Annotated in this window: 16 protein-coding genes; 11 read left to right on the forward strand and 5 right to left on the reverse strand. The window is 70.8% G+C overall.

Going from position 1 to position 13233, the window contains the following annotated elements; genetic code table 11:
• The first annotated feature begins 318 nt into the window (after window positions 1–318).
• Entirely contained in the window at window positions 319–1962 is a 1644-nt protein-coding gene (locus tag ABT095_RS11875; protein WP_350529205.1) for a M4 family metallopeptidase, read from the forward strand.
• Between the two features lie 67 nt (window positions 1963–2029).
• Here the strand turns inward: ABT095_RS11875 and ABT095_RS11880 are convergent, their stop codons facing one another.
• Window positions 2030–2347 carry a DUF3817 domain-containing protein gene (locus ABT095_RS11880; protein ID WP_350529206.1) on the reverse strand — a complete coding sequence of 106 codons (318 nt, stop codon included), beginning with the start codon at window positions 2345–2347 and terminating at the stop codon, window positions 2030–2032.
• Between the two features lie 156 nt (window positions 2348–2503).
• Between ABT095_RS11880 and ABT095_RS11885 the strand changes: the two genes are divergently transcribed.
• The 5 genes from ABT095_RS11885 (at window position 2504) to ABT095_RS11905 (ending at window position 6185) form a co-directional block, all read left to right on the forward strand.
• Complete coding sequence (locus ABT095_RS11885; protein WP_350529207.1) at window positions 2504–3271, forward strand: DUF2127 domain-containing protein; 768 nt, start codon at window positions 2504–2506, stop codon at window positions 3269–3271.
• A gap of 72 nt (window positions 3272–3343) precedes the next feature.
• The gene (locus ABT095_RS11890; protein ID WP_350529208.1) at window positions 3344–3982 is read left to right on the forward strand and encodes an AIM24 family protein; all 639 of its coding nucleotides are present in this window, start codon (window positions 3344–3346) and stop codon (window positions 3980–3982) included.
• Complete coding sequence (locus ABT095_RS11895; protein ID WP_350529209.1) at window positions 3982–4632, forward strand: AIM24 family protein; 651 nt, start codon at window positions 3982–3984, stop codon at window positions 4630–4632. Before ABT095_RS11890 ends, ABT095_RS11895 begins: the two co-directional genes overlap by 1 nt.
• Window positions 4633–4772: 140 nt before the next feature.
• Window positions 4773–5591, forward strand: a complete 819-nt coding sequence (locus ABT095_RS11900) for an AIM24 family protein (protein WP_350529285.1) — start codon at window positions 4773–4775, stop codon at window positions 5589–5591.
• A gap of 72 nt (window positions 5592–5663) precedes the next feature.
• A complete protein-coding gene (locus ABT095_RS11905) occupies window positions 5664–6185 on the forward strand; it encodes a MarR family winged helix-turn-helix transcriptional regulator (RefSeq protein ID WP_350529286.1) in 522 nt (173 codons plus the stop codon).
• 7 nt (window positions 6186–6192) lie between these two features.
• On the opposite strand, the gene ABT095_RS11910 is transcribed toward ABT095_RS11905, so the two are convergent.
• Together ABT095_RS11910 and ABT095_RS11915 are read right to left on the reverse strand one after the other, a co-directional pair.
• Window positions 6193–6729, reverse strand: a complete 537-nt coding sequence (locus ABT095_RS11910) for an NIPSNAP family protein (RefSeq protein ID WP_350529210.1) — start codon at window positions 6727–6729, stop codon at window positions 6193–6195.
• Window positions 6726–7172: a hypothetical protein gene (locus tag ABT095_RS11915; RefSeq protein WP_350529211.1), complete on the reverse strand. Its 447-nt coding sequence runs from the start codon at window positions 7170–7172 to the stop codon at window positions 6726–6728. The genes ABT095_RS11910 and ABT095_RS11915 overlap by 4 nt, the downstream gene beginning before the upstream one ends.
• A gap of 55 nt (window positions 7173–7227) precedes the next feature.
• On the opposite strand from ABT095_RS11915, the gene ABT095_RS11920 reads away from it, so the two are divergent.
• The 4 genes from ABT095_RS11920 (at window position 7228) to ABT095_RS11935 (ending at window position 9936) form a co-directional block, all read left to right on the forward strand.
• Window positions 7228–8187 (forward strand): helix-turn-helix transcriptional regulator, encoded by a 960-nt coding sequence (locus tag ABT095_RS11920; RefSeq protein ID WP_350529212.1) that lies wholly within the window; start codon window positions 7228–7230, stop codon window positions 8185–8187.
• Between the two features lie 21 nt (window positions 8188–8208).
• On the forward strand, window positions 8209–8733 hold the full coding sequence (locus ABT095_RS11925; protein WP_350529213.1) for a 2'-5' RNA ligase family protein: 525 nt from the start codon (window positions 8209–8211) through the stop codon (window positions 8731–8733).
• A 79-nt stretch (window positions 8734–8812) separates the two neighbouring features.
• On the forward strand, window positions 8813–9160 hold the full coding sequence (locus ABT095_RS11930) for a PadR family transcriptional regulator (protein WP_350529214.1): 348 nt from the start codon (window positions 8813–8815) through the stop codon (window positions 9158–9160).
• Complete coding sequence (locus ABT095_RS11935) at window positions 9157–9936, forward strand: hypothetical protein (RefSeq protein WP_350529215.1); 780 nt, start codon at window positions 9157–9159, stop codon at window positions 9934–9936. Before ABT095_RS11930 ends, ABT095_RS11935 begins: the two co-directional genes overlap by 4 nt.
• Before the next feature lie 340 nt (window positions 9937–10276).
• On the opposite strand, the gene meaB is transcribed toward ABT095_RS11935, so the two are convergent.
• A complete protein-coding gene (meaB, locus tag ABT095_RS11940; RefSeq protein WP_350529216.1) occupies window positions 10277–11230 on the reverse strand; it encodes a methylmalonyl Co-A mutase-associated GTPase MeaB in 954 nt (317 codons plus the stop codon).
• Window positions 11231–11310: 80 nt separating this feature from the next.
• Complete coding sequence (locus ABT095_RS11945) at window positions 11311–12498, reverse strand: acetyl-CoA C-acetyltransferase (RefSeq protein WP_350529217.1); 1188 nt, start codon at window positions 12496–12498, stop codon at window positions 11311–11313.
• A gap of 242 nt (window positions 12499–12740) precedes the next feature.
• Between ABT095_RS11945 and mce the strand changes: the two genes are divergently transcribed.
• Window positions 12741–13172 carry a methylmalonyl-CoA epimerase gene (mce, locus tag ABT095_RS11950; protein WP_350529287.1) on the forward strand — a complete coding sequence of 144 codons (432 nt, stop codon included), beginning with the start codon at window positions 12741–12743 and terminating at the stop codon, window positions 13170–13172.
• Window positions 13173–13233: the final 61 nt, after the last annotated feature.

Genomic DNA, 13233 nt, shown 5'->3' on the forward strand with positions numbered 1-13233 from the left:
TTCGGGTCAAAACTCTCAAGCGCCTGTCCGGTTCGCCCGGGTTCGACCACATTCACTGATGACATTTCAGGCGAGCGACAACGTCAGCTCCTTGGCGGGCCTTTGCCAATTCTTGCCCGAGACCTGTCATTACACCGGTGCGATTGTCATGCTTCTGGCCAGCCCCGTTCGACAGACCGGCCACCCCACCCGGCCGGCTGTCGCGTGACCGCACGGAGCAGCCCGTCAGCGTCCGTTCCGCCCCAGCAGGTGCCAACTCCGGCGCCCCGGAACGCGATGCGACCGCGCACACGCGGTTGTACCGGAAGGAATCCGTCCATGAAGCGCAAGCTGACTGTCGGAGCCGTTCTCTCTGCCTCTGCCGTTCTCGCCGCCGCCATCCAGGTCACCGCCGGTGCGGCCCAGGCCAGCCCGAGCCCCGCCCTGGGCAACGCCGCCGGCCAGCAGCACGCCGCCCTGATCGCCCAGGCGGGCGCCCAGGCCAGCGCCGCGGCCAAGGCCCTCGGCCTCGGCGCCCAGGAGCAGCTCGTCCCCAAGGACGCGATCGTCGACGCGGACGGCACCCGTCACCTGCGCTACGAGCGCCTGCTCGGCGGCCTCCCGGTGCTGGGCGGTGACCTCGTGGTGCACGAGGCCGCCAACGGCAGCATCAAGTCGGTGGACCGCGCCACCAAGCAGAGCCTCGCGCTGTCGAGCCTCACCCCGAAGCTGACGGCGGCCCAGGCCGCCGCGCAGGCGAACGGCTCGGTCAAGGCCCAGGTCGGCAAGGCCGACTCGGAGTCGGCCGCGCTGACCTCCGTCGACCGGACCGGCGAGGCCGGCCTCGTCGTCTGGGCGTCCGAGGGCGCCCCGCGCCTGGCCTACCGCACCACCATCGAGGGCATGCGGGCGGACGGCACCCCGAGCCGCCAGGTGCTCGTCACCGACGCGACCACCGGCGCCGTGCTCTCCACCCACGAGGAGATCCAGACCGCCAACGCGACCGGCACCGGCAAGGGCGTGTTCGTCGGCACCGTGCCGCTGACCACCAACTACACCGGCTCCACGTACCAGCTGAAGGACGCCACCCGCGGCGGCCAGTACACCACCACCCTGAAGGGCCGGACCTCCGGCACGGGCACCCTCTACACCGACGCCGACAACGTCTGGGGCACCGGCACGGTCTCCAGCGACCAGTCCGCCGCCGTGGACGCCCAGTACGGCGCCGCCGTGACCTGGGACTTCTACAAGAACACCTTCGGCCGCAGCGGCATCAAGAACAACGGGGTCGGCGCCTACAGCCGCGTCCACTACGGCAAGAACTACGTCAACGCCTTCTGGGACGACTCCTGCTTCTGCATGACCTACGGCGACGGCACCAGCAACACCCACCCGCTGACCGAGCTGGACGTCTCGGGCCACGAGATGAGCCACGGCGTCACGGCCAACACCGCGAACCTGAACTACTCGGGCGAGTCCGGCGGCCTCAACGAGGCCACCTCGGACATCCTCGGCACCGGCGTGGAGTTCTACGCCAACCTGGCCGCCGACAAGGGTGACTACCTGATCGGCGAGCTGATCAACATCAACGGTGACGGCACGCCGCTCCGCTACATGGACAAGCCCTCCAAGGACGGCGGCTCGGCGGACTGCTGGTACAGCGGCGTCGGCAACCTGGACGTGCACTACTCGTCCGGTGTCGCCAACCACTTCTTCTACCTGCTGTCCGAGGGCAGCGGCGCCAAGACCGTCAACGGCGTCAGCTACAACTCGCCGACCTGCAACGGCTCCACCGTCGCCGGGATCGGCCGGGACAAGGCCCTCCAGGTCTGGTACCGGGCCCTGACCACCTACATGACCTCCACCACCGACTACCACGCGGCCCGCACCGCCACGCTGAACGCGGCGGCCGGCCTCTACGGTGCGAGCAGCACCGAGTACGCCCAGGTCGCCGCGGCCTGGAGCGCCGTCAGCGTCGGCTGACCCCGCCCAACGCCGAAGGCCGGGCCCTCCCCGCGCGGGGAGGGCCCGGCCTTCGGCGTGCGTACGGTCAGGCGGCGGGCTGCGCCTGGTACTCGCCGCGCTCCTCGCGGGCCAGCATCCGCTCGGCGAAGAACCCGCCGGTGGGGAGGGCCGCGAGCACGAAGAGCAGGATGCCGCGCTTGCGGTCCCAGCGCTGCTGCTGCCAGGCCAGGGCCAGGAAGACCACGTAGAAGACGAACAGCACCCCGTGGATGTACCCCATCGGCTTGACCGCGTCGAAGCTGGTGGTGCGCTTGAGCACCGAGCAAGTCAGCAGCAGGAGGAACGACAGGCCCTCGGGCCCGGACACCAGGCGCAGGCGGTGGACGGCGCTGCTGTTCTTCACGGTGGCTACCTCATAAGAGACGTCTCGACGGGCTTGTGAACGGTCTCACAAGCCGACGTCCATTATCACCGATCGAACACCCGCACCCCGGCCGGGGTCCCCCGCCACTATCCTGCTCACCGCCACACCCGCAGAACGACCCCCGGGGGAAGACTCATGGCCATCGACTGGAACCGCCGGACCTGCTCCCGGCGCGGGCACACCACCTACGCGCCCACCGAGCCCGCCCTGAACGCCCGGCTGCGCGCCGACACCGCCCTCGGCGAGGCCTGGCGCTGCCTGCGCTGCGGCGACTTCGCCCTCGGCGAGCCGCACGGCTCCGGCCCGGCCGAGAACGCGCCGCTGGTGCCCCGCGGCAAGGCGCTGCGCGACATCTTCGTCCTGCGCTTCCTCGCGCTCGAGCGGCTGGTGCGCGGGGTGCTGATCGTGCTGATCGCCTGGGCGGTCTGGAAGTTCTCCAACAGCCAGGACGCGGTGCGGGACTTCTTCGACACCAACCTGACCACCTTCAAGCCGGTGGCCGACCACTTCCACTACGACCTCGAGCACGCGCCGATCGTCGACACCATCCGCAAGACCTTCGACTACAAGCACAACACCCTGCTGATCGTCGCGGTCGCCCTGCTCGCCTACGCGCTGATCGAGATCGTCGAGGCGTACGGCCTCTGGCTCGGCCGCCGCTGGGCCGAGTACCTCACCGTGGTCGCCACCGCCGCCTTCCTCCCGCTGGAGGGGTACGAGCTCTCCGAGCACGTCAGCGCGGTGAAGATCTGCACCCTGCTGCTCAACATCGCGGCCGTGGTCTGGATCCTGCTCTCCAAGCGCCTGTTCGGCCTGCGCGGCGGCGTGGTCGCCTTCGAGGCCGAGCGCCACTCCGCCTCCCTGCTCGAGGTCGAGCAGTCCGCCCGGGTCACCGTGGCCTGATTTGTCCCAACTCGGTACCGGTTACCCGTCCGGCTCTCCCGCCGGGCCGCCACCGGCCGATACATTCGGCCGGTGGCACAGTTTCGACTCCAGGGCTCCCGGGTCCTCGCCGTTGACCTGGCGGGGGACGCGGTCAAGGCCCGTAACGGCAGCATGGTCGCGTACACCGGCCAGATGAGTTTCAAGAAGCTCACCGGCGGCGGTGACGGGCTGCGCGGCATGGTGGCCCGGCGCCTCACCGGTGAGCAGATGACGGTCATGGAGGTGAAGGGGCAGGGCACCTGCTTCTTCGCCGAGAAGGCCACCGAGGTCAACCTCGTGCGGCTGAACGGCGAGACCCTCTTCGTGGAGTCGGACAACCTGCTCTGCACCGAGGCGAGCCTGCACACCGGCACCTCCTTCACCGGCCTGAACGGCATGGCCTCCGGCAACGGCCTGTTCACCACCAAGGTGGAGGGCCACGGCTGGGCCGCCCTGATCTCCAACGGCCCGGCCATCGTGCTCCGGGTCTCCCAGGGCACCCCGCTGCGGGTCGACCCGGGTGCGTACGTCGCGCACACCGGCAACCTCAACCGGGCGCTCAAGTCCGGCGCCGGCTGGACCACCCTGATCGGCGAGGGCGGCGGCGAGGCGATGCAGGTCGAGTTCACCGGCGAGGGGCTGGTCTACGTGCAGCCGTCCGAGAAGGTCACCTTCGGGGGTGAGGTCTGATGCCCTTCGAGCGGATCAACGGAAAGATGGTCCGGGCCCACCTGGTGCCCGGCCAGCGGGTGTTCAGCCAGCGCGGCGCGATGCTCGCGTACACCGGCGAGGTCAGCTTCACGCCGAACGTGATGGGCGGCCAGGGCGGCGTGATGTCCATGATCGGGCGCCGGGTGGCGAACGAGGACACCCCGCTGATGACGGTCGAGGGCCGGGGCAGCGTGATGTTCGGCCACGGCGGCCACCACGTGCACCTGATCGAACTGAACGGCGAGACCCTCTACGTCGAGGCCGACCGGCTGCTGGCCTTCGAGGGCTCGCTGCAGCAGTCCACCATGTTCATGGGCTCCCAGGGCGGGGTGATGGGCATCGTCCGCGGCCAGGTGAGCGGCCAGGGCCTGTTCACCACCCAGCTGAGCGGCAAGGGCTCGGTCGCGGTGATGGCCCACGGCGGCGTGATCGAACTGCCGATCACCCCGCAGCAGCCCATCCACGTCGACCCGCAGGCGTACGTGGCGCACCGCGGCGACGTCCGCAACAAGCTGTCCAGCGCGCTCGGTTGGCGCGACATGATCGGGCGCGGCTCCGGCGAGGCGTTCCAGCTGGAGCTGTCCGGCCAGGGTGTGGTGTACGTGCAGGCGAGCGAGGAGAAGCTCTGATGTCCTACCCGCCGCAGAACCCCTACGGCCAGCAGCCGCAGTACGGGCAGCAGCCCCCGCAGCCTCATGGGGGGCAGCCGTACGGCCAGGGGTACTCCCAGCAGCAGGTCCAGCAGTCGTACCAGCAGACCCAGACGGCGATGCCCATCCCGCCGCAGCCGCAGCAGGCGCCGCCGAGCGGCCCGCCGGTCTTCGACGCGTACACCCTGCCGGTGAACGACAACGTCAACCCGTACGCCTTCTCGGTGGACCTCAACGGCGCGTACTACCTGCAGAAGGGCAAGATGATCGCCTACTACGGCGACATCCGCTTCTCCGGGATCGGCCGCGGCGCGCTGGACGTCGCGCTCCAGCGCAACTTCAACTCCCCGCTGCACGCCACCGACTGGGTGGTGGCCGAGGGCCGGGGCAAGCTGCTGCTCGCCGACCGCGCCTTCGACCTGAACTCCTACGACCTGGAGGACGGCAACCTGACGGTGCGCTCGGGCAACCTGCTGGCCTTCGAGCCGACCCTGGCGCTCAAGCAGTCGATCATCCCGGGCTTCCTGACCCTGATCGGCACCGGCAAGTTCGTCGCCGCCTCCAACGGACCGGTGGTCTTCGTCGACCCACCCGTCCGGGTCGACCCGCAGGCGCTGGTCGGCTGGGCCGACTGCCCGGCGCCCTGCCACCACTACGACCACGGGTACCTGCACGGCGTGCTCGGCGGCCTGCGGCACCTGACCGGGCTGGGCGGCGCCTCCGGCGAGGAGCACCAGTTCGAGTTCATCGGGGCCGGCCAGGTGCTGCTGCAGTCCTCCGAGCAGCTGATGGCCGAGCGCTCGGTGGGGCAGGTCGGCGAGCAGGACCACCCCGGCGTCATGTCGCCGCAGGCGGCCTCGGGGGGCCAGCAGCTGCCCAATGTCAACGTGCCGGGTCTCGGTAACCTTGGTGACCTGGGGCGTCGCTTCGGACTCTGAGCTCCGCCGCCTTGCTGACAAGTCTTATTGTACAACATTGAACTATATCGGTATGCTGTCCTCATGGACACGATGGACACGCACCCCACCCCCGAAGCGGCCGTCTCCTCCTCCCCCAGCGCGGCAGAGGAGGAGACCCCTTGGCTCACGGCCAAGGAGCAGCAGTTCTGGCGTGCCCATCTGGAGGTGAGCAAGCTCCTCGACTACCAGCTCGGCCGTGAGCTGCAGCCGCACAACCTCGCGAGCAACGACTACGAGATCCTCGTCGTGCTCTCCGAGGCGCCGGAGCGGCGGATGCGGATGACCGACCTGGCCACCGCCACCCTCCAGTCCAAGAGCCGCCTCTCCCACCAAATCACCCGGATGGAGACGGCCGGCCTGGTCCTGCGCCAGGAGTGTCCCGGCGACCGCCGCGGCCTCTTCGCCCACCTCACCGAACAGGGCTGGGCCACCATGCAGAAGGTCGCCCCCGACCACGTCCGCAGCGTCCGGGCCCACTTCATCGACCGCTTCACCCCGGCCCAGATCGACGCGATGTACGCCGCCCTGGCCCCCGTCGCCGAACACCTCCGCAACCTCCGCGGCCGCGCTTAGCCCGCGCTCAGCCCACCGGCTCGAGCCGCAGTCGCTCCACCCGGCCGGGCCACGGCGGGCGGGGCGCCTCGCCCTCGGTGAACCAGAGCAGTACGTCGGCGTCCTCCCGGACCGGGAGCGCGGGGAAGGTGTTGGCCGCGCGCTCGGTGCGGTGCAGAGCCACCCCCGTGGGCTCCGCACCGCCCGAACCGCCGTCAAGGTGACAGATCGTCACCGTGACGAGCTCCGTTCCGGCCGGCGGCCGGTAGCCGGGGCCGCGCAGCAGCAGCACGTCGTCCGAGTCCAGCATCGTCGCGTTCGCCGCCTCCCGGTGCTGCTGCCAGACCGGGCCGTAGTAGAACGCCTCGAGCGCCCGCTTGCGCGCCCCCATGCTCGGGAACGACCGCACCCAGACGAACCGGTCCGGATCGTCCACCTCCCGGAACCGCCCGCCGAGCGTGATGCCGACCGCCTCCTGCGCCGCCACGAACTCCCGCTCGAACAGCTCGATCAGCGTGTCCCGCGCCCCCGGGCGCAGCGTGTACCGCCGCAGCTCGACGATCAACGGGTGAACTCCATCACCCAGTTGAGCTCCCAGTCCGCGGTGCCCGCCGGGGCGAACCGCTGCTCCCAGCGGGCCGCGTCAAGGCCGAGCCGGTACCAGGTGTACTGCACCTGGATCGGGCGGCCCAGGTAGGTGTCGTCCCCGAAGAAGTCACCCCGGTCGCCGTTGAAGCCACCCACCACCGGCGGTTCGAGCCGGCCGCTGCGGCTGTCGGCCCAGTACAGCGACCACTGCTTGCTGTCCTGGTCGAACAGCCGAAGGGTCGCCCCCTCTCGCCCCAGCGTCGGAAAGCTGATCTCGTCGAAGTTGCCCGCTCCCCCGAAGAGCGGCCGGGCGACGGAAGTCCCCGGGAACTCCTGCCAGTCGTCGCTCCCGGTGAGCGGAGCGGTGAGCTTGCGGTTGGCGACCTGCCAGGTGCCGAGGAAGAAGTCGAAGTCGTTCATGGGAGGGACGCTACGGCCGCTCCACTGACACCTGCTGTCAGTGGATACTTCCGGTGTGCGCGCCAGCCGACTGATCTCGCTCCTCCTGCTGCTCCAGAACCGGGGCCGGCTCACGGCCGCCCAGCTGGCCGAGGAGCTGGAGGTCTCCGTCCGCACGGTCTACCGCGACGTGGAGGCGCTGAGCGCGGCGGGCATCCCGCTGTACGGCGAGGCCGGGCACGCCGGCGGCTACCAGCTCCTGGACGGCTTCCGCACCCGGCTGACCGGCCTCACCCCCGCCGAGGCCCAAGCCGCCCTGCTCGCCGCCCTCCCGGGCCCGGCCGCCCAACTGGGCCTCGGCGAGGCCCGGGCCACCGCCCAGCTCAAGCTGCGCGCCGCCCTCCCCGCCCCGGCCGGCTGGGTCGAGGACCGCTTCCACCTCGACGCCCCCGGGTGGTACGGCCGCACCGACGAGACCCCGCACCTCACGGCGGTCGCGGCGGCCGTCCGGGAGCGGCACGCCCTCCAGGTCGACTACTCCAGCTGGGACCGTACGGTGCAGCGGCGCCTCGAGCCGTACGGCCTGGTCCTCAAGGCCGGCCGCTGGTACCTCGTCGCCTCCCCCGGCGGCGGCGCCGCACGCACCTACCGGGTCGACCAGATCCTCGAACTCGCCACTCTGCCCGACCGGTTCACTCCCCCGGCCGACTTCCACCTGGCCACCCACTGGCAGGCCCAGGTCGCCGACTTCCACGCCCGCCGCCACACCGCCGAGGCCACGGTCCGCCTCTCCCCCCACGGCCTCACCCGCATCCACGAACACCTCGGCTCCGCCGAACACCACTCCGTCCGCCGGACCGCCACCCTCGACCCCGACGGCTGGACCACCGCCCGCCTCCCGATCGAATCCCTGGCCCACGCCCACGACCAGTTCCTCAGACTGGGCACCGACCTGGAGGTGCTGGCCCCACCGGAGCTCCGGGAGATGGTCGCCGAGACCGTCCGCACGCTGAATACCCGCTACCACCCGGGCTGATCACCTGCCACGATGTCGCCCATGAGCAAGTTCCGGGCGGGCGAGACAGGGCTGATCATCAACGTGCCGGAGAGCGAACCGGCCGTGGGCGGTTGGCGCGACCAGTACGACTCCTCGGCGGCGATCGGGATCCCGGCACACATGACCGTGCTCTACCCGTTCCTGCCCCACGACCGCATCGACGACCAGGTCCTCGGCGAACTCGCCGCACTCTTCAGCGCCCAGCCCGCCTTCGACGTCGACTTCCACGACCTCGGCCGCTTCCCCGACGTGCTCTACCTCGCCCCGACCCAGGCGGACCGCCTGCGCGCCCTCACCACGGCCGTGGCCGACCGCTGGCCGGAAGCCCCGCCGTTCCGGGGCCGGTTCGCCGACATCGTCCCGCACCTGACCGTGGCCTACGGCCAGGAGCCGGGCCTGTTCGACAAGATCGAAGCGGACATCGCGAGCCATCTGCCGGTCACCGCCCGCGTCGGCTCCGTCCACCTGCTGGCCTACGACGGCACCACCTGGCACGACCGCGCCGAGTTCCCCCTGCGGCACTGACGCCACTGTCCAGCCCGGCTATCTAGATCGATCCCCTAGATAGGTTGCATTCCTATCTAGCTGGTGGTGGAATACAGGCATGGCCACAGACCGCAGATCCAGCTGGCTCAAGGGCGTCCTTGACCTCCTCGTCCTCGCCTGCCTCACCGACGGTGAGAGCTACGGCTACGAGATCGCCAAGGCGCTCGCAGGGGCCGGGCTCGGCGAGATCAAGGGCGGAACGCTCTACCCGGTGCTCAACAGGTTGGAGGAAGGCGGCCTGGCCGTCGGGGAGTTCAGGCCCGCCGAGCGCGGGCCGGGCCGCCGCTACTACCGGCTCACCGACGCCGGCCGTGCGGCCCTCGCCGAACAGGGCCGGTCATGGCTGGAGTTCCACACCGCCGTCACGAGCATGCTGGGCACCGCACAACCAGGGGGAGCATCATGAACCACGACACCGACCGCACCACTGAGCACGCCACCGGCTACTTCGCCGACCTCGCCGAGCGCCTGCGCGCCGGCGGCCTGCCGCAGGAGCAGGTGGCAGCGACCGTCGCCGACCTCTCCGGCTACCTGGCGGAGAGCGGATCGCCGGACGCCGTAGAGGAGTTCGGCACACCGGCGGAGTTCGCGGCCCGGCTCCTCGAAGGGCGCGCCCCCGAGCAGCCCGAGGCGGGGGCGCAGACCTGGAAGTGGGCCGCCGACATCTACGCCGACCGCCGCTTCCTCAACCACTACGGCGACCAGGGCTGGGAGGTCGAGGGCCTGGACCGCCTCGGCCGCTTCGTCTGCCACCGCCGGCCGGACACGGCGATGCGGTGGGAGTACCGGCGGGACGGCGCCGGCAATGCGAAGGAGCGCGAGGCGGTGACGGCCGGGCTGGCGCTCGAAGGCTGGGAGCCGTGCGGCCACTGGATGTACTTCCTGTACTTCAAGCGTCCGAAGGCGGCAACCGCAGGCCCTGCGGCCGGCCTTGACGGGCTGGAAGCGACGCCGGACCGGCAGCTCTTCCTCAGCCGCAGCTACCGGGGCAAGCTCTGGCAGTTCCTGGCCGCCGCGGTCGTCTCGGGGACGGCGAGCTTCCTCGCGCTCCACTACGGCGGCTCGGGCCTGCTCGCCCCGGTCCTGGCCGGTGCGGTCATCGCGGCCCCGGTCGGCGTGCTCGTGGCCTGCCGGCGCCTCAAGCAGGAGGCCATGGCCGGCGCCGAGGACGGTCCGGCCTGAGCCGGTACTCGCGGGCCCAGCCGTCCCACACCGGCGACGGGCGAGCGGTCGACCCCGCGGAGGACGCCTACCTCTGGGACGGCTCCGAGCCCGGCTGGGTCCTCTGCCGGGGAAGGAACGTCAACCCTCCGACGATCTTCAATCGGATCACCCGCAGGATGCTCCTGATGGAGGACACCGACGAGTGGCGGGCACTGACGGAGATCATGCTGTCCCACGGCGTGCCACTCCTCGACCGGCTTCCCCCAGCGGAGTGACCTGCCCGGGGCCGGCCCTTCAAATCGGCACCGGGCGCCGATCGGAGTACGACACGATCGGCGCCCGTCCTAGGTTCCTGCCCCTACGCGGTGATGCCCGCGACCAGCTCGTCCGCCGCGCCGTACGGGTCCAGCTGCCCCGCCGCGACGCGCTCGGCCAGGGCGTCCAGGTGGGAGTCCCCCCGCAGGTCGCCGATCCGCGCCCGGAGGGCGGCGAGTGCGATGGCCTCGATCTCGGAGGCCGCCCGGGCGGTGCGGCGGCGCTGCAGCTCGCCGCTCTCGGCCAGCCAGGCCTGGTGCTTCTCCAGGGCGTCGACGACCTCGTCGATGCCCTCCTCGCGCGCCGCGACGGTCTTGACGATCGGCGGCCGCCAGTCGCCGGGCTGCCGGGCCTCGCCGAGGCCGAGCATGTGGTTGAGCTCGCGGGCGGTGGCGTCGGCGCCGTCCCGGTCGGCCTTGTTGACCACGAAGACGTCGCCGATCTCCAGGATGCCCGCCTTGGCGGCCTGGATGCCGTCCCCCATGCCGGGGGCGAGCAGCACCATCGTGGTGTCGGCCTGGGCCGCGATCTCGACCTCGGACTGGCCGACGCCGACCGTCTCGACCAGGATCACGTCGCAACCGGCGGCGTCCAGCACCCGCAGCGCCTGCGGGGCGGCCCAGGAGAGCCCGCCCAGGTGGCCGCGGGTGGCCATCGAGCGGATGAAGACCTCGGGGTCGGTCGCGTGGTCCTGCATCCGCACCCGGTCACCGAGCAGCGCCCCGCCGGAGAACGGCGAGGAGGGGTCCACGGCCAGCACGGCCACCCGCTTGCCGAGCCGCCGGTAGGCGGAGACCAGCGCGGAGGTGGAAGTCGACTTACCGACTCCCGGCGAGCCGGTCAGACCGACGATCCAGGCCCGCCCGGTGTACGGCGCCAGCTCGGCCATCACCTCGCGCAGCTGCGGCGAGGCGTTCTCGACCAGCGAGATCAGCCGGGCCACGGCCCGCGGCCGGCCCTCCCGGGCCTGCTCGACCAGGGTACGAACGTCGATCATCAGCGTGCTCCTCGGTGCGGGAACGTCTGGGCCGCGCCCCGCTTGTGGCGAGTACGCGGCCCAGAGGTTATGTCAGATGATCAGGCGCGGGGAACCCGCACGATCAGGGCGTCACCCTGGCCGCCGCCGCCGCACAGGGCGGCCGCGCCGACGCCGCCGCCGCGGCGCTGGAGCTCCAGCGCCAGGTGCAGGACGACGCGGGCGCCGGACATGCCGATCGGGTGGCCGAGGGCGATCGCGCCGCCGTTGACGTTGACGATGTCGGAGCTGACGCCCAGGTCCTTCATGGACTGGTGGGCGACGGCCGCGAAGGCCTCGTTGATCTCGATCAGGTCGAGGTCGGCGACCTCCAGGCCCTCCTTCACGAGAGCGTGCTTGATGGCGTTGGACGGCTGCGACTGCAGCGAGTTGTCCGGGCCGGCCACGTTGCCGTGGGCGCCGATCTCGGCGATCCAGGTCAGGCCCAGCTCCTCGGCCTTGGCCTTGCTCATCACGACCACGGCGGCGGCGCCGTCCGAGATCTGCGAGGAGGTGCCGGCGGTGATGGTGCCGTCACGGGTGAACGCCGGGCGCAGCTTGGCCAGGCCCTCGACGGTGGTCTCGGCGCGGATGCCCTCGTCCTGCGAGAACAGCACCGGCTCGCCCTTGCGCTGCGGGATCTCCACCGGCACGATCTCGGCCTCGAAGACGCCGTTCTTCTGGGCGGCGGCGGCGCGCTGGTGCGAGGCGGCGGCGATCGCGTCCTGCACGTCCCGCTCGATGCCCAGGCGGGTGTTGTGCTTCTCGGTGGACTCACCCATCGGGATGTTCTCGTACGCGTCGGTCAGGCCGTCGTAGGCCATCGCGTCGAGCATCTCGATCGCGCCGTACTTGAAGCCCTCGCGGGACTTCGGCAGCAGGTGCGGGGCGTTGGTCATCGACTCCTGGCCACCGGCCACCACGATGTCGAACTCACCGGCGCGGATCAGCTGGTCCGCGAGCGCGATGGCGTCCAGGCCCGAGAGACAGACCTTGTTGATGGTCAGGGCCGGCACGTTCATCGGGATGCCGGCCTTGACGGCGGCCTGGCGGGCGGGGATCTGCCCGGCGCCGGCCTGCAGCACCTGGCCCATGATCACGTACTGGACCTGGTCCCCCGTGATCCCGGCCCGCTCCACGGCGGCCTTGATCGCGAAACCGCCGAGCTCGGCACCGGAGAAGCCCTTGAGCGAGCCGAGGAGGCGGCCCATGGGAGTGCGAGCACCAGCGACGATCACTGAAGTAGTCATTTGAGACGAGCCCCTTCGCGCGTCAAGGCCACAGGAGAGTTGTGGAGTGCGGCTCAATGTACTGACCTGTTACCCAGCAGTCACCGGAGCAAGGCTGTGATCAGCAGCACTGGCACTGACCAGTCAACACCGTGTCAGCAAGCCGGGGTGAATTGTGAGCAGGCCGACACTCCCCGCGGTGGCGCCGGCCACGCCCGATGCGCTGCACTGTTGCCACATCCATGACTGCCTCGGAGGCCCCCGTGCTGACCCGCATCGACCACATCGGCATCGCCTGCTTCGACCTCGACAAGACGGTGAAGTTCTACTGCGACACCTACGGCTTCGAGGTCTTCCACAGCGAGGTCAACGAGGAGCAGGGCGTCCGCGAGGCGATGCTCAAGATCAACGACACCGGTGACGGCGGCGCCTCCTACCTCCAGCTGCTCGAGCCCACCCGCGAGGACTCCACCGTCGCCAAGTGGCTCGCCAAGAACGGCGAGGGCGTGCACCACATCGCCTTCGGCACCGCGGACGTGGACGGCGACGCCGCCGCGATCAAGGACAAGGGCGTCCGCGTGCTCTACCAGGAGCCCCGGATCGGCTCGATGGGCTCCCGGATCACCTTCCTGCACCCCAAGGACTGCGGCGGCGTCCTGACCGAGCTGGTCACCTCCGCGGCCACCCGGCACTGACCCGTGCGTCCCCGCCCTACCGCTCAGTAGCGCGAAGTTCACCCCGCGCCCGTTCCCACCG

Source organism: Kitasatospora sp. NPDC002227, assembly GCF_040296285.1.
GTDB lineage: Bacteria > Actinomycetota > Actinomycetes > Streptomycetales > Streptomycetaceae > Kitasatospora.

What these genes read in the sequence shown, in the direction of transcription:
- ABT095_RS11915 (WP_350529211.1), bottom strand. Translation starts at nt 7,172, where the DNA reads ATGAACGACTTCGACTTCTTCCTCGGCACCTGGCAGGTCGCCAACCGC.
- ABT095_RS11935 (WP_350529215.1), top strand. Translation starts at nt 9,157, where the DNA reads ATGAACCACGACACCGACCGCACCACTGAGCACGCCACCGGCTACTTC.
- ABT095_RS11900 (WP_350529285.1), top strand. Translation starts at nt 4,773, where the DNA reads ATGCCCATCCCGCCGCAGCCGCAGCAGGCGCCGCCGAGCGGCCCGCCG.
- ABT095_RS11885 (WP_350529207.1), top strand. Translation starts at nt 2,504, where the DNA reads ATGGCCATCGACTGGAACCGCCGGACCTGCTCCCGGCGCGGGCACACC.
- ABT095_RS11905 (WP_350529286.1), top strand. Translation starts at nt 5,664, where the DNA reads ATGGACACGCACCCCACCCCCGAAGCGGCCGTCTCCTCCTCCCCCAGC.
- ABT095_RS11945 (WP_350529217.1), bottom strand. Translation starts at nt 12,498, where the DNA reads ATGACTACTTCAGTGATCGTCGCTGGTGCTCGCACTCCCATGGGCCGC.
- ABT095_RS11930 (WP_350529214.1), top strand. Translation starts at nt 8,813, where the DNA reads ATGGCCACAGACCGCAGATCCAGCTGGCTCAAGGGCGTCCTTGACCTC.
- ABT095_RS11875 (WP_350529205.1), top strand. Translation starts at nt 319, where the DNA reads ATGAAGCGCAAGCTGACTGTCGGAGCCGTTCTCTCTGCCTCTGCCGTT.
- meaB (WP_350529216.1), bottom strand. Translation starts at nt 11,230, where the DNA reads ATGATCGACGTTCGTACCCTGGTCGAGCAGGCCCGGGAGGGCCGGCCG.
- ABT095_RS11925 (WP_350529213.1), top strand. Translation starts at nt 8,209, where the DNA reads ATGAGCAAGTTCCGGGCGGGCGAGACAGGGCTGATCATCAACGTGCCG.
- ABT095_RS11895 (WP_350529209.1), top strand. Translation starts at nt 3,982, where the DNA reads ATGCCCTTCGAGCGGATCAACGGAAAGATGGTCCGGGCCCACCTGGTG.